The sequence below is a fragment of the Methanobacterium veterum genome (assembly GCF_000745485.1).
Taxonomy (GTDB): Archaea; Methanobacteriota; Methanobacteria; order Methanobacteriales; family Methanobacteriaceae; genus Methanobacterium_D; species Methanobacterium_D veterum.
Genome location: NZ_JQJK01000014.1, coordinates 42,449 through 60,602, shown reverse-complemented (window position 1 = coordinate 60,602; position 18,154 = coordinate 42,449). Strand labels below are relative to the sequence as shown.

General features: G+C 33.9%; 17 protein-coding genes. 11 read left to right on the top strand and 6 right to left on the bottom strand.

Translation table 11 applies throughout. The annotated features are described in order from the left end of the window. Positions 1-135: 135 nt before the first annotated feature. Positions 136-414, top strand: coding sequence for a Dabb family protein (locus tag EJ01_RS06250; RefSeq protein ID WP_211251430.1), 279 nt, complete (start codon positions 136-138; stop codon positions 412-414). Between the two features lie 132 nt (positions 415-546). On the opposite strand, the gene EJ01_RS06245 is transcribed toward EJ01_RS06250, so the two are convergent. Next, positions 547-1,836, bottom strand: a complete 1,290-nt coding sequence (locus EJ01_RS06245) for an FAD-dependent oxidoreductase (protein ID WP_048081264.1) — start codon at positions 1,834-1,836, stop codon at positions 547-549. A gap of 347 nt (positions 1,837-2,183) precedes the next feature. Between EJ01_RS06245 and EJ01_RS06240 the strand changes: the two genes are divergently transcribed. Beyond that, positions 2,184-2,420 carry a HypC/HybG/HupF family hydrogenase formation chaperone gene (locus tag EJ01_RS06240; RefSeq protein WP_048081265.1) on the top strand — a complete coding sequence of 79 codons (237 nt, stop codon included), beginning with the start codon at positions 2,184-2,186 and terminating at the stop codon, positions 2,418-2,420. A gap of 89 nt (positions 2,421-2,509) precedes the next feature. Here EJ01_RS06240 and EJ01_RS06235 read toward each other — a convergent pair whose 3' ends face one another. Next, positions 2,510-2,881 carry a response regulator gene (locus EJ01_RS06235; protein WP_048081266.1) on the bottom strand — a complete coding sequence of 124 codons (372 nt, stop codon included), beginning with the start codon at positions 2,879-2,881 and terminating at the stop codon, positions 2,510-2,512. A 157-nt stretch (positions 2,882-3,038) separates the two neighbouring features. Here EJ01_RS06235 and EJ01_RS16910 point away from each other — a divergent pair, with 157 nt between their 5' ends. Next, positions 3,039-5,159, top strand: coding sequence for a sensor histidine kinase (locus EJ01_RS16910; protein ID WP_084689162.1), 2,121 nt, complete (start codon positions 3,039-3,041; stop codon positions 5,157-5,159). 398 nt (positions 5,160-5,557) lie between these two features. On the opposite strand, the gene EJ01_RS06220 is transcribed toward EJ01_RS16910, so the two are convergent. The 3 genes from EJ01_RS06220 to EJ01_RS06205 form a co-directional block, all read right to left on the bottom strand. Further along, positions 5,558-6,061 carry an amino acid-binding protein gene (locus tag EJ01_RS06220; protein WP_048081268.1) on the bottom strand — a complete coding sequence of 168 codons (504 nt, stop codon included), beginning with the start codon at positions 6,059-6,061 and terminating at the stop codon, positions 5,558-5,560. Positions 6,062-6,836: 775 nt separating this feature from the next. After that, complete coding sequence (locus EJ01_RS06210; RefSeq protein WP_048081270.1) at positions 6,837-7,265, bottom strand: hypothetical protein; 429 nt, start codon at positions 7,263-7,265, stop codon at positions 6,837-6,839. A 318-nt stretch (positions 7,266-7,583) separates the two neighbouring features. After that, a complete protein-coding gene (locus EJ01_RS06205; protein ID WP_048081271.1) occupies positions 7,584-7,889 on the bottom strand; it encodes a hypothetical protein in 306 nt (101 codons plus the stop codon). Positions 7,890-8,426: 537 nt separating this feature from the next. Here EJ01_RS06205 and EJ01_RS06200 point away from each other — a divergent pair. The 8 genes from EJ01_RS06200 to trpD all read left to right on the top strand — a co-directional run bounded on the left by EJ01_RS06200 (position 8,427) and on the right by trpD (position 16,643). Next, on the top strand, positions 8,427-10,004 hold the full coding sequence (locus EJ01_RS06200) for a flippase (RefSeq protein WP_048081272.1): 1,578 nt from the start codon (positions 8,427-8,429) through the stop codon (positions 10,002-10,004). Between the two features lie 176 nt (positions 10,005-10,180). Next, positions 10,181-11,554, top strand: coding sequence for an anthranilate synthase component I (gene trpE, locus EJ01_RS06195; RefSeq protein ID WP_048081273.1), 1,374 nt, complete (start codon positions 10,181-10,183; stop codon positions 11,552-11,554). After that, positions 11,551-12,174, top strand: a complete 624-nt coding sequence (locus EJ01_RS06190) for an anthranilate synthase component II (protein WP_048081274.1) — start codon at positions 11,551-11,553, stop codon at positions 12,172-12,174. The genes trpE and EJ01_RS06190 overlap by 4 nt, the downstream gene beginning before the upstream one ends. Then, entirely contained in the window at positions 12,171-12,962 is a 792-nt protein-coding gene (gene trpC, locus EJ01_RS06185; RefSeq protein WP_048081275.1) for an indole-3-glycerol phosphate synthase TrpC, read from the top strand. The genes EJ01_RS06190 and trpC overlap by 4 nt, the downstream gene beginning before the upstream one ends. Next, positions 12,963-13,613 carry a phosphoribosylanthranilate isomerase gene (locus tag EJ01_RS06180; protein ID WP_048081276.1) on the top strand — a complete coding sequence of 217 codons (651 nt, stop codon included), beginning with the start codon at positions 12,963-12,965 and terminating at the stop codon, positions 13,611-13,613. Next, entirely contained in the window at positions 13,613-14,785 is a 1,173-nt protein-coding gene (gene trpB, locus EJ01_RS06175; RefSeq protein ID WP_048081277.1) for a tryptophan synthase subunit beta, read from the top strand. The genes EJ01_RS06180 and trpB overlap by 1 nt, the downstream gene beginning before the upstream one ends. Further along, positions 14,782-15,591: a tryptophan synthase subunit alpha gene (gene trpA, locus EJ01_RS06170; protein ID WP_048081278.1), complete on the top strand. Its 810-nt coding sequence runs from the start codon at positions 14,782-14,784 to the stop codon at positions 15,589-15,591. The genes trpB and trpA overlap by 4 nt, the downstream gene beginning before the upstream one ends. 11 nt (positions 15,592-15,602) lie before the next feature. Then, complete coding sequence (gene trpD, locus EJ01_RS06165; RefSeq protein ID WP_048081279.1) at positions 15,603-16,643, top strand: anthranilate phosphoribosyltransferase; 1,041 nt, start codon at positions 15,603-15,605, stop codon at positions 16,641-16,643. Between the two features lie 579 nt (positions 16,644-17,222). Here the strand turns inward: trpD and EJ01_RS06160 are convergent. Continuing rightward, positions 17,223-17,825 (bottom strand): phosphatase PAP2 family protein, encoded by a 603-nt coding sequence (locus EJ01_RS06160; protein ID WP_048081280.1) that lies wholly within the window; start codon positions 17,823-17,825, stop codon positions 17,223-17,225. Between the last annotated feature and the right edge of the window lie 329 nt (positions 17,826-18,154).

Sequence of the window (18,154 nt, the reverse complement as noted above, 5' to 3'; positions counted from 1 at the left end):
CGAAACGGAGTTTTCGCATGTTGCCAAAATTTTTACTTTTCACACGCTCTTACTTAATGTATATTAAAAATCTCAAAACAAGTTATTTATAATAAAAAATACTGTGGAGGCATTAAGCTGATAATAAACAACGTTATGTTGAAGTTAAAAGATAACAACGAAGATGGTGTTTTGAAAGTAAAAGAAGAGCTGTTGAGCATGAAAGACCGTATTGAATTCCTAAATGACATTATAGTGGAGTTAAATACATGTAAAGGAGAATCAAACTTTGATATTCTGTTTATTACAATGTTTGAATCCATGACAGATTTTGATTCATATATCACTCATCCAGTTCACGTTAAGGTCTCGCAAAATATTGGGGACAACATAGAACAGAGTGCATCTGTTTGTTTCGAGTCAGATATGAATTAAATTATATATTCTCACTTATTTGAATTCATATGTACCGGCTAATTAAAAAAAATGGAAATGATAAGTCATTCCAGAAGGTACATTAATTTTAATTTTTTTATCTGCTCCAAAATCCATAGATTCTGTAGATTTTTACTCAAACCTCGCAAAAAATCTGAGCAGTTTGTATATTGCATCTGTAGAAGGGTGCACTTCCATAAAATCATCAAAATCATCTACTTTTTGCCCTTCCCTCAATAGCTTTGACATGTAAGCCATGCTTGTACGTGATGAAGGGGAAATTGAAAATATTTCATTTATATCTCCATCCTCGCTGACATTCATCTTTGTAAAACCAGTTTTACCGTCATGTACCCTCCAGAAAGATCCTGGGCCTGCAGAACCTTTCATATACCCACCAATACCATCTTTTTTATTTTCAGCATTTATAAAAGCCACGTCCTGCTGCAGGGAAATTGCACCTGGTATAAACCTGTAATCCATCTCTTTAAAGATTCCACAGGCGTTTCTTGCTGCTGTAACCCCTTCTGCCCTTGCAACTGGTGTTGTGCCTATTCCCCCAGTTACGTCTCCAGCGGCATATATATCCTCATGACTCGTCTGCATTCTTTTATTTACGAGTATATTTTTCCTTTTTCCCAGATCTACAAGATTAGATGCGATCTCAGAATTTGGGACCATACCTGTTGCAAAAAATGTGAGCCCATTCATTTCTCCATTATCAGTAGAAACGCCGTCTTTATGAATATGGTTTACATTTAAATTTTCATGTATGGTGACATCAGGGATTAAATTTTGAGCGACATATTTTTTAATATCATCATCCAACATTTTTAAAAACTTGTTTCTGCATAAAACGTTTACTTTAGTGCCAAATCCAGAAAATACATTTGCAAACTCCGCGGCGATGACACCGCTTCCGATAATATTCAGTTCTTCTGGAAGTTCTGTTAAACCCAATATATCTTTATAAGTTAGGGCGTTTTCAAATCCGTCTGTTTGAGGAATAAGAGGCCTTATACCAGTTGCTATTATCAGTTTATCATATTCAAGTTCTTCACCATCTAAAATAACTTTACTGTCATCAAGACTTGCGTTACCCCTTTTAATGTCCACACCGGCATCAAGGGTTTCTGTTTCAAGTATATGTCTTATTTTGGCCATGGTCTCTTTAATGCCACTTATAAGTTTATCAAAATGCAGCTGGTAATCACAGTCAATTAAACCCAGATTTTTAAAATTTTTTGCATCATTTATGAATTTTGCAACATCATTTAACCCAGTAACCATAACACACCCTTCATTAAGACATGTACCTCCAATTTTATCTCTTTCAATAAGAGTTACATTTTCTCCAATGCTTGATGCTTCAATTGCAGCAGTTCTGCCTGCAGGTCCGCCCCCAATAACTACAACATCCATAAAATTTTCCTCCGAAAATTTGAATTTGCCACTTAAAGCCTCTGATTTTTCACCATAATCCATAACTTTATAGTATAACCAGTGATATTTATCCTACTAAATATTATAGATTTAATAGTAGTTTAAAATGGATTTATTACTAATAAGATTCTCCATGTTAGCTGCTACCTTCCTTTAAAGATTTATTTATCATACTCCCCATCTAGAAAAATTTTTTAAAAATTTTTAGCATATTTTTATATGTTAGGAGTACATATTAAAATTGATTAAAAAAATTCATTTATAAAAATAAAGATTAAGTTTATAACCATACTTTACAGTTAAAATTTAAATAAGAGGAGATTTCAATGTGTATCGCAGCACCAGCACAAATAGTAGAAATTAACGATAATGTAGCAGTTGTTGACTTTGGAGGAGTAAGACAAAACGCTAAACTTGATTTAGTCGAAGATGTTGAAGTAGGTAGATATGTACTAGTTCACTCTGGATATGCTATAGAAGTTCTAAGTGATCAGGAAGCTAAAGATTCCTTAGAAGCATGGGAAGAACTGCTGAAAGTATTAGATGAAGAAGACAACCAGTAATTTAATTTTTTTTAAGTCATATTTCATCTAAATTTCTATTTTAATTTATCAATTTTTATTTTAATAATAATTAGCAACATGTTAAGATGTTAATTAGTTTTTAAGAGTGTCTTAATGGCATTTTCTAATTCTTTTCCCATAAACGGTTTAGTTATGTAACTGCAGTGCCCTATTTGTCTGGCGCGTTCTAATAATTCCCTATTGGTACTGGCAGTGAGGTATATAATAGGTATCTTTAGAGTTCCCACGATTTTTTTAGCTGCATCTATTCCATTTATTTTTCCCTTAAGCAGAATATCCATTAAAACCAGATCTGGTTTGTATTCATATGCTTTTTCAACTGCTTCTTCTCCAGAAGAAATTACAGGAAGTACAGTAAAACCTAAACCTTTTAATCTATTTTCAATATCTAAAGCAACTATATTTTCATCCTCTACAACTAAAATTTTTATATTTTCCATTTAAATCCCTTTTAGCACCATATTAATCCATAATATACGTCTAAACTTATTTTTAATAAATTAAGCACCTATTATATTAACACATTTATTTATTAAGGATATAAAGATTATATTATAGATATTAATCATTCCAACGTAAAGTCAGGTTGATGAACCCATGAATTTCGCAATAAATAAGAATAAGTTCACTCTTTTTCGATGGATGTCAATCTTCTTTGCTGCTAGCTTGATAATTACAGCCATTATCCTAATTAACGAAAATATTGATCCGAGCAATAATACATTTGGAAATTTAGCCTTTTTTATACTAAATCTGATTGTTATAACCACCTTATTTTGTGTAGCAAAAAAATCATTTAAATACGGTAGAAGAGCATTTATAAGCTGGACTTTAATAGCACTATCACAGTTAGTTACCATTTTAGGCAATGTTCTATGGACCATTATGTATGCAGAACTTAATAAGTCCCCTTTTCCATCAATAGCAGATATACTGTATCTATCTTATTACCCTTTACTTATATTGGGTATTTTGTTTTTACCAGTTGCCAGAATTCAGGAAACAAAAAAGTATCAAATTCTTTTAGATACTGGAATTATGATTTTAACGGCAGGGCTGGTGTTCTGGGCAGTTTTAATACCAATAGTTGAATCCCATAATTCAGACGTATTTAGCATGCTCATATATTTATCCTACCTGCTTATGGACATTTTTATACTGTTTATACTACTCTACCTGTTATTTGACTGGTTTGGACAGGTCAAAAAGGCCCCATTATCATTACTTGCCTTAAGCGTTGCAGTTCTGGTTATTACCAATACCATTTACATCTGTCAATTTTTATACGTTGTATACATACCTGGTAACTTTTTAGATCTAGGATGGCTAAGCTCATATTTCCTAACGGCGCTAGCTGGTATTTCATATATAACTGATAACTCCCAATCATCATTTAAAAGTTCAAAATATAAAACTCCATTCCTGAAAGTCAGCAGAAGTTCTTATTTACCTGTACTATGGCTTGTTTTTATATACATATTATTATACTGGATTTATACGCAGTTAACAGATGATAATTTGAATATCCTTGTTTGGGGAGCAGCAATTATTCTAACAATGATGTTTGTCCGTCAGATTTTGGATTTAAAAGAAAGTAACCAGGCACGGAAATTACTGCAAACAAACCAGGAAATATTAGAAAAAAGGGAAAGGCACTTAAGTTTAATAACTGACAATATGATGGATTTAATAACAAGGATCAATGCTAAAGGAGAATATAAATACGTCAGTTCCTCATCACAAAAAATACTGGGCTATACACCTGAAAATATACTGGGAAAAAATGTTTTAGAAATGATACACCCTGATGATCTAGAAAGGGTAAAATCATCCACCATGGAATCTATATATGCTCATTCATCCAGCGAAATAGAATACCGCCATAGAACATCCACTGGCGATTATATCTGGATAGAAACTACAAGTAACCTCCTGTTTGATGATGAAAATAACTTTAAAGGGTTTGTATGTGGAAGCCGGAATATAAATGATCGTAAACATGCAGAAAAACAGATCAAAAACTCACTTGAAGAAAAAGAAGTACTGCTGAAAGAGATCCATCACAGGGTAAAAAACAATATGCAGATAATTTCCAGTTTATTAAGCCTCCAGTCAAGATACATCAAAGATGAAAATTACCTGGCAGTTTTCAAGGAAGGCCAGAACAGAGTTAAATCTATGGCCATGATCCATGAAGGCCTCTACAAAAGCGATAATTTGGCCAGAATTAACTTTGAAGAATATGTACACAATTTGATATCATGGCTTTTCAGTTCCTACGGAATAGATAAAAATATAATTAAAACAAAAATTAATCTGGATAATATCCTGTTGGATATAGATACTGCAATCCCCTTGGGGTTAATTCTCAACGAATTGATTTCTAACAGTCTAAAACATGCGTTTCCACACCATAGCCTAAATTCTAAAAATGTATCAGTTATAAAGCCTGCAGTCGAAATCAACAACCCATCAAATATGCGGTTTACCTCTTCTGAAAAAATTAAAGACAAAATAAATATTTTACTTTCACAAAATGAAGATATGCTGAAACTGATCGTTATGGATAACGGAATAGGATTTCCAGAAAATATCAATTTTAAAAACACAGAATCCTTAGGCTTACAGCTGGTAAATACACTTGTAAACCAGCTCAATGGAGAAATAAAACTCGAAAAAGAAAATGGAACAAAATTCACACTTAATTTAAAAAAATGAATCATAGAAAATTAAAAAAATAGTTAAAAAGATTTTTAGACAAGTTATTCAGCATTTAAATTTAATACCTGAGTAACAAGAGACACAACTATAAATCCTGCTATGATGATTAAAAGAACTAAAATTGCCTGATCCATATTTAACACCTTACCGATTTTTTATCTTTTTAAACATTAAATTTTAACCAATATAACCTTTGCGTATAACTATTTAATAATTGGTTATAAACACTATTGATTTTAAATTATAGTTACATATTAAATGTTATTTTTAATTATATAAAGTTATATGGCTACTACAACCTAAACTATATAAATTTAGTCATATCCATAAAATAATTTGAAACCATTTACATATTATATTACTAACTTGAGCTTATTTTTGCATAAAGTTTGTTGTTAATAAATAGAAACCCTTTTTACGCCTTCAATTTTTAAAAAATCATTGATTAAATTTCCTTCAATTGGTTTTTCTGTTATAATTGTAAGCAGGGGGTACTCTTCAATTTCGGGGTCTCCAGCATGCACCTGTCTTATACTTATACCTTTAGTTGATATCAGTTCTGTGGCCTTTGCAATTATCCCTGGATTTTGAGCTTCAGCCTCTATTTCTACAACCCCAAATCCCAATTCTTTTGCTACGCCCTTAACCAGCGTACCTGCAGGAGTAATATTCTGGAATATCTTTGCAAGCTGTTCATCAGAAAGTATAACATCCACCGTGGTTTTGATACTCCTCCGGTCCACATTTACCGCCCTTGCAAGTGCCACATCACTTATTTCAATATTACCACAATATATTCTACCATTTTCTCCAACGCGCAACCCGTGCTCAACTATTTTCCTTGCAACACTCATACGTGCCGGGAATTTTTCGAATTTATGCTTTATTTTCTCCCACATAAAGATCCGCCAGACTTTACTTTTCCTTTTTTACTGAAAAACATTATTTGGATAATATTTCAGTTATTAGCCACAAAATTGGATAAACAAGATTGCTTTTGTTTAGTGCATTTTTGTATAAAATCAATCATGAATGTATAAAATCAAGCATATAAATTTTTTTAAACGCCTATATAAAGAAGTTATTTTCAATCCTAAAATAATCCGATTTTAATATGTGCAACCTAAATTAATTTATACTGGAAAAAATCAATCCTAATTATGGATAAGGAAGTTTTTAAAGAATCAACGCATTTAATGATTAATAAAAAAAAGATTTTTATCCCTGCATTTATAGGAATTCTTGCTCCAATTGCTATAATCATATCCAAATTTGGAATAAACTACTTTTGGGGAATCCCAATAACTATTATAGTAGATTTAGTTATTTTGCCCATTATTATTTATGGATTCTTGTTTACAATTTATAAAATAAAGTTAAATCAAAAAAAATGAAACAATTATATAATCTGATAAAAAATGAAATAAAAACTAATTTTTTCATATCTAGTACTAAGAAATAAGTTCACTGAATTAAAAAAACAATGCACAATAATTAATCTTTTTCATTAAAGCATATATTTCCAAGCTTGAAAATTGTAAATAAATACATAACCAATATAACATGTGATACTTTATTTTCTTTGCCTCGTAATGAATATAATCTTTAATAAATACTCAAAATGAAAAATAAAAGTTTTATAACTATCTCTAGTTCGTAATATGGACATCAAAGTCAAAAAGTTACATTAAACAATACAACTATTATGATAAATGCAGTTAAAAATATTGCAAAAGCGAGCATGATATACATCATATATCTAGAAATTCTTAGTAACTTGTAAAGAAGTGGATGTTTTTTATATATTTCCAGAGCTTTCTCCCGAGCCTCTTCCTGTTTTTTCTTCATTTCGGGGTTTTTAATTGAAATATATTTGGAGTAAATATGGATTATAATAGATATTATAAACAATAGTAATATTATAAGCCCAATATAACCTGTAATAGCACCCATAACGCCAATAATTCCTAAAATAAATGGAAACAAAATAGATATTAAAGCTCCTTCTTTTTCAGGATGTAATCTATAATGATTAACAGCTAAAACACCTAAAATTATAAAAAAAATACCTATTACCAAAAATAATATAGCACCAATTCCCATAACCAATCCTTTCTAAATAAAATATAAAAATTTTTCGATATCTAGTACTAAGAAATCAGTTTACTAAATTAAAAGAACAATTCACAATAATTAATTTTTCTCATTAAAACACATACTTCCAAGGTTGAAAATTGTAAATAAATACATAGTTAATATAACATGTGATAATTCATTTTCTTTGTCTATAGTGTAAAAATATAATCTTTAATAAATACCAGAAAATGGAAAATGAAAATTTTATATTATTTTAGTTCATAATATACGGGTTAATGAAGTAAATAGAACCAATGAAAAATTAAAATAAACTGAATCTATTTTTTATTCTCTGGAAGCCCTTAGTTTCTTCAACTCTTTTAGTACTTTTTTAGGATTTTTACCTTCAATTCCTATGGATTGTAAATCTTTAATTATACTTATTAAAGTAGCATGACTTAATATTTTAAATTCAACATCTTTTTTATCTGGAATAGGGACATTACCCTTTTCAAGTTCTTTAATCATAAATTCACTGATTTCCATTGCTTCTTCTGCTTTCTTAAGAATTAAATCCACATCCATATTTTCCACATTAATATCATCAGACAACTCAGGTTTTTGATCTCCATTCTTTTTTGAATCTTTCATAATATCACATTCTAAAGTATAAAAAAACTAACCTCTTCAACAAACACCACGACCAAAAAATCCCAAGCATAATTAGCTTATAGTACATCCTAATCTTTTATACTAAATACCAATTTCTAAACTAAATATTCGGGCATATATGATCTAATTTTACTTAATAAGAGTTTTTATGGCATTTAATTTCTTAAATTTCAATATCCCACATAAAAATCTCTCATCTTACCAGTAATGTACATATCTGTACCTGAATCTACATATAAATCCTTCTATTTTTAAAATTGGTTGAAGTTAAACACACATTCACAATCAAAAAATTACATGTTTAAATATCTAAAACATTAATAATTGGATGTTAGGAAAAAGGCTTTCTGTAATAAAACAGCCATTTGAAGTATTAATTATGCAACTATTAATTAAATGAAAAAGTAATTGATCATTTAAAAAAAATCAGTATTTGGAATGATTTTTTTTAATGGTTTTTTAGTATAATTAGATTCAATCAATTTATCCTGCTACACACACCGTAACGGCAATACCATGAGTTCAAAAAAATCAAAAATAGCGAGTGGAAGTATTGTAATCCTCATAGGGTCATTTGTATTTCGTATAGGCGGATTCATCTATAGATTTATAATGAGCCGGTTACTAGATACTGCAGGATACGGTATCTTAGGCCTTACATTACCTTTCCAGAATCTTCTTACCATAACTGCTAATGGAGGCCTTCCCCCAGCTATTGCAAAGTATGTAGCGCAGTATTCAGCTGTAGAACAGGACGACATGGTGCGGCAGATTATAATTACTGCCTTAAAGATCGTGGCCGTGACTGGTACTATCGGCGCTATTTTAATGTACATTCTTGCAGGAATTATTGCAATAGACTGGTGGCATAAACCTGAAGCGCTTCTTCCCCTCCAAATTGTGGCAGTTATGGCGCCGTTCAGTGTTATTGTAGGGGTTTTTAGAGGTGTTTTCCAGGGATACTACAAGATGACCAATATCCTGATCACCCGTGCATTTGAACAGGTATTTACAATCGTATTTGCCATAGCTCTGGTTATAATTGGTTGGTACGTTGCAGGGGCTGTTGTAGGTACTGCCATAGGTTTCATGGCCTCTGCAGTAGTTTCAGTATATCTCTTTAGAAAACAGATATGGGGCAGGTTAAACCGCAGACATGACCCCCACAGTCTTAAACCAAATAGGGATAAAGTATTCACGCTTCGAGAAGAACTGGGAATAGCCAAAATGCTCATTAAGTTTTCAGTACCAGTAGTTATAACTGGGCTCGCTGAAATGTGTCTTTACGACATCGGTACTATATTTATAGGAGTATACCTGGCAAGCCAGTATGCAGGTTACTATACCAATGCCAGCGCAATTGCAAGGCTTCCACTTATAATATCAACAGCAGTAGCTACATCAGCACTTCCCGCCACTTCTGAGGCCCTTAGTCTCAGAGACGGCCCATTACTTCAGACCTATATTTCCCAATCTTACAGATATGTGGGATTCTTTGTAGTGCCCATGTGTACAGTTACAATTATTTTTGCAGCCCCCATACTTGCCTTACTCTTTGGTGATGCGTATACCCCTGGAGCAGGAGCACTTCAAATATTTGTAACAGGGATGGTATTCTTTACAATTTATAATATCTCATCAAGCATATGTCAAGGCCTTGGAAGGCCATTTATTCCGATGCTTGCACTTATTGTAGGAACAACTGCGGAATTGATTCTCAGTGTGCTGTTGATTCCAAGTATTGGAATAGAAGGTGCTGCAACAGGTACAACAGTAGCGGCATTTATTATAATGGTAATAACTCTTTATGGAACCTTTAAACTCTCCAAAGTGAATATTCCAGTGGCAGATTTTACCAGAATAATAATGGCTTCCTTTTTAATGGGAGTTATCCTAATGCTGCTCCCTAAAACCATAGAAGGGTTCTTAATGTCAATTATATTGGCACCTTTACTTTATGCATTATTCATTGCAGTGGTTGGTGGGTTAAGAAAAGATGATATTGGAGTTATGTACAGACTTGCAGGTAAATTCGGACCGGCCGCAGGAATACTCAGAAAATTAATTGGTTCTTTAGAGAGGTTCGCCAGATAAAAGCATATTTCTGTGAATTTATGTGAAAATAAGAGTTTATTTTTTTAATTATTTTTTTAAAAGTATACCTATTAAAATATCAACGTACATATATGTACTATAAAGCTTTAAATAGGACTATATAGTATATAGGATACTGTAAGAAATACGTTAATAGGTGATTAATATGAAAGGCAGTGAATGTTTTTGGCGATCTTAAATTAAATGAGCCAGTAAGTATCGAACTTGATTTCGATTCCCCATTTGAATTGTTTAAAAATATTTATAGAAACTATGACAGTGCATTTCTACTTGAATCCATGGAAAGCGACAGCGGACTTGCAAGACTCTCAGTTTTAGGCTTCAAGCCGGCTGCAATTCTACGAGCTTATGGAAATATTTTGCAGATAGAAAGAGATGGAGTTCAAGAAGAAATTGAGACTGAAAACCCATTTGAAGAGCTTAAAAAGTTAACATCTAAAAGCAATGGGAAAAAAGGGTTTAGAGGGGGACTCGTAGGTTACATATCCTATGAATCAGTTCGATATTTTGAAAATATTGATGTTCAAGATTCACAGTACCCTGATTTTGAGTTTGGTTTATTCTTAGATACCATTACGTTTGATAGGTTGCAGAACAAATGCGAATATGTGACCCTTGGTGAAAATAGAATCGAAGAAATAAACCAGATTGCAAAGGAGTCGCATGATATCGGCAGTATTGATTTCAAGTTTAAGAAGCACTATTTTTCAAGGGAAAAATATGAAAGCATGGTTAGAGAAGCTAAGGAAAAGATAAAAGCAGGTGAAATCTTCCAGAGTGTCATATCAAACGCCCGTGAATATGAAATCACCGGCGATAAGCTTTCAATTTATAAGGCACTTCGTGAAATGAATCCTTCACCCTATATGTATCATTTAAAACTTGGAAACCGCGAGATAATTGGTTCAAGTCCTGAAATGCTTGCTAGAATTGAGGGAAGAGACGTAGAAACTTACCCAATTGCAGGGACCAGAGAACGCGGTAAAAACGATGCTGAAGATGAAAAGCTGGAAATAGAACTGATGAATGACGAAAAAGAACTTGCAGAGCATTTAATGCTTGTGGACCTTGCAAGAAACGATGTGGGAAAAGTAAGCAAGTTCGATTCAGTTCGTGTTCCAGAATACATGACTGTTAAGAAATTTTCACACGTACAGCATATTGTTTCTCACGTAACAGGAAAATTGGGAGAGGACATGACAGCAGTTGACGCATTCAGCTCCATTTTCCCTGCAGGAACCTTAAGCGGGGCCCCAAAAATCAGGGCCATGGAAATAATAAACGAACTGGAAGGACTTCCAAGGGGGCCTTACGGCGGCGCTTTAGGTTACTTCTCCTTAAATGGAAATGCAGACTTTGCAATTGTCATAAGGACACTGGTCTGCAATGGAAATAAAGCTAAAATACAGGCAGGTGCTGGAATTGTACATGATTCAGTCCCTGAAAATGAATATCTTGAATGCGAAAACAAAGCACAGGCAGTTATAAAGGCTCTTGAAGTTGCAAGCGGTAAGGGGGAACTGAAATGATACTGATACTTGATAATTATGATTCATTTACATATAATCTCTATCAGTTAGTTGGACAGCTTGAAAAAGACATAGTGGTTAAACGAAATGATAAAATAACCATTGATGAAATAAGAGAGCTTCAACCAGACAGCATAATAATTTCTCCAGGTCCTGGAAACCCAACCAATAAAAAAGATTTTGGGGTTTGCGGGGATGTCATTGAAGAGTTTAAAGGTAAAATTCCAATTTTAGGCGTGTGTTTAGGGCATCAAGGTATTTTCGCAACATTTGGGGGAAAAATTAAAAGAGCAGAGCCTATACACGGTAAGTTAAGTGAAATTTCCCATAGCAAGGAGGGAATATTTAAAAATGTTGAAAACACCCTCGTTGCAACAAGATACCATTCACTTATCTGTGATGAAGACAGCACCCCCGACTGTATAGAAGTCATTGCAAAAACAGAAGATGGGACTATAATGGCCATAAAACATTCGGATTGCCCAATTTTTGGCCTTCAGTTCCATCCAGAGTCTATAGGGACAGCCAGCGGAGTGAAGATAATTAAAAACTTCCTGGAAGTTGAAGGAACCTGCAGTTCCAAAACCCCAAAAACAAGGTTTCTGGAGGACTGTACATGATCAATTTCTCACAGATAATAACTGAAAGGAAAAATACACTTGAAAGAGACATGAAATACCGGCCTTTAAGCGAATTAAAGGAAAATATTCGCGGGACAAAAATAAGAGCTGATTTTAAAAAGGCACTGCTTAATAAAGATGATGTTTCTGTAATCTGCGAATACAAGCCGGCTTCTCCATCTAAAGGCGACATTTCCAACCTCCTGGTGGAAGATGTTGTTCCCATCTATGATAAAGGAGGGGCAAGTGCTATCTCAGTGCTTACAGAACAGACATTTTTTAAAAGCAGCATTAAAAATCTGCGTATTGCATCTAAAGTAAGCAAGCTTCCGCTTCTTAGAAAGGACTTTGTGATGGATGAATACCAGATCTATGAAGCTAGATCCTGCGGGGCTAGTGCCGTGCTTTTAATGGCCAGTGTTTATAAAGATCTTAGATTTGGAATCGACCTCTGCCATTACCTTGAAATGGACGCCCTTGTGGAATGCAAAAACAGGGGAGAAATAGAAATGGCCGTAAAGGCAGGTGCGGAAATAATCGGGATTAACAACCGTGATTTCAGCGACTTCAGCATTGATTTTAAACGAACTGAAAAGCTTGCAAAATACATACCTGAAAATAAGGTTCTGGTATCAGAAAGCGGGGTTAAAAATTCTGAAGACGTTAAACTTCTTGGAAACTACGGTGCAGATGCAGTATTAATAGGTTCAACCATCATGGAATCAAACAACATGCTTGGAATAGTACAGGAACTGGTTAAAGCAGGTAAAAACGTAAAGGTGAGTTAAATGGAATTCAAAATTTGCGGAATTACAAGACCTGAAGACATTCGAGTGTGTGAAAATGAAGGCTCTGCTTTTGTGGGGTTCATAAACATAAAGCGGTCCAAAAGATTTCAGGATATAGAAAAAGTAAGAGAACTTGTGGATTCCATGAAAGACAAAGAAAAAGCAGTTCTTGTACTTGAGCCTGAAAGTGTTGAAGAAGCCATGGAGTCTATAGAAAAAAGCGGCGTTAAAAATATACAGCTGCATTCATTACAGGCAGAGGATATAGATAAACTAAAAGAAATTAATGTAATTAAAGCCATTGGAATTCCTGAGAAAATCGATGGATCTAAAAAAGAAGAAATAGAGTCATTTGCAAAAGTTTGCAAATATCTAATATTTGATTCTATGATTCAAGGTAAAAGTGGCGGTACTGGAAAGCAAATTCCACTGGAAGTTGCAGCTGAAGCAACCCGAATTGCAAAAGAAAGTAATAAAGATATAAAACTGTTTCTTGCAGGTGGAATTAATGCTTCAAGGATAAAAAATGAAGGAAATTTAATTAAAGATATTTTCGATTATGTAGATGTTAATTCAGGCGTTGAAGATAGTCCTGGAATTAAAAATAGAGATAAAATAGCAGAATTTGTTGAAAATTGTAAGGTGATTTAATGATCTCAGATGGTAAATTCGGTAAATACGGCGGGATATTTGTTCCAGAACTTCTAATTCCCGCCCTTGAAGAGCTTGAGAAGGCATTTTTAAAGTACAAAGATGATAAAGAATTCAACGCCGAACTTGAATATTATTTAAGGGAATTTGCAGGCAGGCCCACCCCTCTTTACTATGCAGAAAATCTTTCAGAAAAACTCGGATGTAAGATCTATTTAAAGAGGGAAGATTTACTCCATACTGGGGCCCATAAAATAAATAATACTTTAGGGCAAGGGCTTCTTGCAAAATACATGGGTAAAGAAAGGTTAATAGCAGAAACTGGAGCTGGACAGCACGGTATTGCAACTGCAACTGTTGCTTCTCTGTTTGGAATGCCGGCAGATATCTACATGGGCAGCGTAGATGTGGCACGTCAGAAGTTAAATGTATTTAGAATGGAAATATCTGGGGCCAAAGTTATCCCTGTAGAAAGTGGAGCTAAAACTTTAAAGGATGCTATGAACGAAGCTATGAGAGACTGGATAACAAATGTTGAAAATACCCATTACCTGCTGGGTTCCACTGCAGGGCCTCACCCGTACCCAACAATGGTAAAACACTTCCAGACAGTTATTGGAAAGGAAACAAAAAAAGACATCCTTGAAAAAGAAGGTGAACTCCCAGATGCTGTGATAGCATGTGTTGGTGGTGGAAGTAACTCCCTGGGAATATTCTCAGAATTTATAGACCATAAAGAGGTAGAACTTGTAGGTGCTGAAGGTGGGGGAGACGGTTTAGAAGGAAAACACGGTGCCACACTCAGTGCAGGTACTGAAGGAGTTCTACATGGGTCTTTATCCTTTGTCCTCCAGGACGACTACGGACAGATCTCTGAAGCCCACTCCATATCGGCAGGGCTGGATTATCCTGGTGTTGGTCCGGAACATTCGTATTTGAAAGTCACTGGACGTGCTCAGTACGGCCCTATTACTGATGAAGAAGCATTTAGAGCATTTAAGCTGCTGTCAAAATATGAAGGTATTATTCCTGCCCTTGAGAGTTCACATGCTGTTGCAATGGCTGAAAAGTATGCCAAAGAGAATCCTGGAAAAACAATAGTTGTAAACCTCTCAGGAAGGGGAGACAAAGATGTTAATATAATCGCAGACTACATGGGGGTAAAATTATGAAGATAAAAAGTTACGAAGATGCATTCCAGCAGGCAAAAGCCAAAAAAGAAGGCGCATTTATTCCATTTGTAGTTGCAGGCGACCCTGATTTTGAAACATCCCTCGAAATTGTAAAAGTTTTTGTAGAAAACGGTGCTGATGCACTTGAAATCGGTTTCCCATTCAGCGACCCTGTTGCTGACGGGCCTACAGTTCAACTAGCAGATATAAGGGCACTTAAAGCAGGTATGACTGTAGAAAAAGGTTTTGAATTCATAAAGCGGATCCGTGAATTTACAGATATTCCAGTTGGAGTTCTCACCTACTATAACCTTATTTACAAAATGGGCCTCGATAAATTTTATGAAATGGCCAGAGATAACGGTGCAAATGCAATACTTGCAGCAGATTTACCTCCTGAAGAAGCAGGTGATGCCCTGGAAGCTGCACAAAAAAACGGTGTCCAGCAGATTTTCATGGCGGCACAAACCACAGGTAATGAGAGGTTGCAGGAGATAACAAAAATGTGCTCTGGTTTCCTTTATGTTGTTGCAGTTATGGGAACTACAGGTGCAAGAGCTGAACTCAAAACAACCACTGTTGACCTTATTAAAAGAATAAAAAGCCACAGCGACATTCCAATAAGTGTAGGGTTTGGTATTTCAAAACCAAAACACGTTAAGGAAGTTATAAACGCAGGCGCTGATGGTGCAATTGTCGCAAGCGCCATATTGAATATAATAACTGAAAATCTCGAAGATAAAGAAGAAATGCTGCAAAAAGTTGGTGAATTCTGCGCTGAACTTAAAGAAGGTACTAGAAGTTAAAAGTGATTTTTATGATAGCTGAATGCATAAAAAAGGTCGCTTCATTTGAAGATCTAAATGAAAAAGAAGCTTATGGATGTATGACTCAGATAATGAATGGGAATGCAAGCGACATCCAAATAGCTTCTTTTTTAACTTCCATTTCCATGAAGGGTGAGACTGTTCCAGAAATAACCGGTTTTGTAAAGGCCATGCGTGAAGTCTGCGTACCAGTATCTCCAGATATAAACGCCCCCCTCGTAGATACATGTGGTACTGGGGGTGATAAACTAAAAACATTTAATATAAGTACCATTTCAGCAATAATAGCTGCATCCTGCGGCGTGGTAATAGCAAAACATGGTAACAGAAGCATAACAAGTAAATGCGGTGGCGCAGATATACTCGAAGCACTTGGTGTAACAATAGACAGTGGGGCAGAAGAAGTTGAAAAAAGTATGGAAAATGCAGGCATCGGATTTATGTTCGCGCCCAACTTTCACCCTGCAATGAAGTACGTGATGCCTGTGAGACGGGAGCTTAATATAAGGACAGTCTTTAACATCTTGGGCCCACTTACATCACCGGCAAATGCAGATATTCAACTCCTTGGAGTTTTTGATCCAGACTATGTTGAACTGGTGGCAGATGTACTTAAAAATTTAGGTGTAAAAAAAGCCATGGTAGTTCACGGGTTTGACAGCAATGGAAATCCAGCGATGGATGAAATATCTACACTTGGAAAAACCAAAGTGGCAATTGTTGATAATGGGGAAATCAGTATTAAAGAAATTTACCCTGAAGACTTCGGTATCCAGAGGACCCGTGAAGAACTAATAAAAGCTTCCTCAGATATGGACGAAAATATGCAGATTGCAGTTGATGTCCTTAAATGTATGGAAAGAAATGAAACTGAAAAGGCAAGGCTTGATCTATGTCTCACAAATGCCGCAGCTATCCTTTTTATAAGTGGAGTCGTAGATAATTTCTCAGAAGGCGTGGAAGTTGCTCGAGATGCAGTTGAATCAGGGGCAGCCCTTAAAAAACTTCATGAATTTGTAGAAAATAGTTAATAGGGCAAAATACTAATAATAATCCCTTAAAATAGTGTTGTGTGAAAACAGAATGTATTTAAAAAGGTTTATAAAAAAAATATAATAAAATGAGGTAATTGATTACCATCATTGCTCCAATTTATAATATGGAACATCTTGAAATATAAATTTTTTTATAACCAAAAACCCTTTTTTTATTAAAATTATAAAAACTCAAAAATTGACTTATTTATTAAATAAAGTTTTAATATTCTTTTTATTTAGTTAATTTAAATCCATACACATTTCTAAAATAAATAGAGGATTTTAATGTGATTAATCTGTTTTAAAGAAGTTTATGTTTAATATTATAAATTTGTTATTATTTAATTAAAAAATAGGGTTAATTTAAGCTCTCTGAAATCACCATGTACGAAATCATTTTAGACATCATACCAAAAATGCGATATTTTATCTGATCTTTTTCAAAGATTTTACCCCAAAAGGATTTTTCGAGCTTTTTACAAGACATTACTTTTCAAAGTACCATAAGAAAAGATTAAACAAATTATTGGTGAAAGTAAAAGAATCTGTTCTAAAAAGACTCAAATCATTGGTTCATACTAGAAATATCTTAAACTGCAGCCATGTAAAAACAAAGCCACTGATAGCACCTGCAACAACCTGTGCCAGCGTATGTTTGTTAAGGTAAAGCCGGCTCCACATGACCAGAAACAGTGGAAATAAAAATAAAAGTCCTGAAGATCCAAAGACATATATCATCGCTGCTGTAGGTCCAGCAATACCCATAGAATGCAGGCTGATTTTCCAGAAAAATGTTATAAATATGGTCAGTAATGCATTTGAAAAGTAACAGAACATTAACACGGTGACAGCGGCAGGTGCTCCCGCAGTAAAAAGTATAACTGTGCCAATAAGGTATGATAAAACCCCAAAAAGTAAGGGAAATGTGCGCTCATCCTTATCTGTTATATCCAAATCTAGATCTCTATTTTTAATCCACATCCACACTGCTGTAAATGGTAAAAAAGTTGCAAAAAGCAGGCAAATTAATGTAAATATTAAAAAACCAGTTCCACCCGTTACAAAATAATTTAAAATTACAAAAATAGGTATAGTAATTATTATAGGTTGCACCAGGCGTGAAATAGATCTGGCAACGTCATATTTTGGTTCAATAGTGGAGTTAATAAATCTCATGGTAATACCTATTACAACTGATATCCCACTTTTTAATTTTCTCTTTATTAAATTTATCTATTTTAATTATTAAATTATGTTTAATAACATATACTGCCCAAGTTTTACAGTAAATTTATCCCATTATCAATGTATTCAAATTATAAGCCATACTTTATTCATTTAATCATTTAATAACATTTTAAATATCAATTTAAAAAAATAAGTAAACTATAAATACATATTAACTTTAAATAGTCATAAAATTCCGGATCCTGATATAAACTAAAGCGTATTTACTAAGTTATATCTTAAAAATAAGTTTAAATTAATTAAATAATTAAAATTTG

What these genes read in the sequence shown, in the direction of transcription:
- EJ01_RS06250 (WP_211251430.1), top strand. Translation starts at nt 136, where the DNA reads ATGTTGAAGTTAAAAGATAACAACGAAGATGGTGTTTTGAAAGTAAAA.
- EJ01_RS06245 (WP_048081264.1), bottom strand. Translation starts at nt 1,836, where the DNA reads ATGGATGTTGTAGTTATTGGGGGCGGACCTGCAGGCAGAACTGCTGCA.
- EJ01_RS06240 (WP_048081265.1), top strand. Translation starts at nt 2,184, where the DNA reads ATGTGTATCGCAGCACCAGCACAAATAGTAGAAATTAACGATAATGTA.
- EJ01_RS06235 (WP_048081266.1), bottom strand. Translation starts at nt 2,881, where the DNA reads ATGGAAAATATAAAAATTTTAGTTGTAGAGGATGAAAATATAGTTGCT.
- EJ01_RS16910 (WP_084689162.1), top strand. Translation starts at nt 3,039, where the DNA reads ATGAATTTCGCAATAAATAAGAATAAGTTCACTCTTTTTCGATGGATG.
- EJ01_RS06220 (WP_048081268.1), bottom strand. Translation starts at nt 6,061, where the DNA reads ATGTGGGAGAAAATAAAGCATAAATTCGAAAAATTCCCGGCACGTATG.
- EJ01_RS06210 (WP_048081270.1), bottom strand. Translation starts at nt 7,265, where the DNA reads ATGGGAATTGGTGCTATATTATTTTTGGTAATAGGTATTTTTTTTATA.
- EJ01_RS06205 (WP_048081271.1), bottom strand. Translation starts at nt 7,889, where the DNA reads ATGAAAGATTCAAAAAAGAATGGAGATCAAAAACCTGAGTTGTCTGAT.
- EJ01_RS06200 (WP_048081272.1), top strand. Translation starts at nt 8,427, where the DNA reads ATGAGTTCAAAAAAATCAAAAATAGCGAGTGGAAGTATTGTAATCCTC.
- EJ01_RS06190 (WP_048081274.1), top strand. Translation starts at nt 11,551, where the DNA reads ATGATACTGATACTTGATAATTATGATTCATTTACATATAATCTCTAT.
- trpC (WP_048081275.1), top strand. Translation starts at nt 12,171, where the DNA reads ATGATCAATTTCTCACAGATAATAACTGAAAGGAAAAATACACTTGAA.
- EJ01_RS06180 (WP_048081276.1), top strand. Translation starts at nt 12,963, where the DNA reads ATGGAATTCAAAATTTGCGGAATTACAAGACCTGAAGACATTCGAGTG.
- trpB (WP_048081277.1), top strand. Translation starts at nt 13,613, where the DNA reads ATGATCTCAGATGGTAAATTCGGTAAATACGGCGGGATATTTGTTCCA.
- trpA (WP_048081278.1), top strand. Translation starts at nt 14,782, where the DNA reads ATGAAGATAAAAAGTTACGAAGATGCATTCCAGCAGGCAAAAGCCAAA.
- trpD (WP_048081279.1), top strand. Translation starts at nt 15,603, where the DNA reads ATGATAGCTGAATGCATAAAAAAGGTCGCTTCATTTGAAGATCTAAAT.
- EJ01_RS06160 (WP_048081280.1), bottom strand. Translation starts at nt 17,825, where the DNA reads ATGAGATTTATTAACTCCACTATTGAACCAAAATATGACGTTGCCAGA.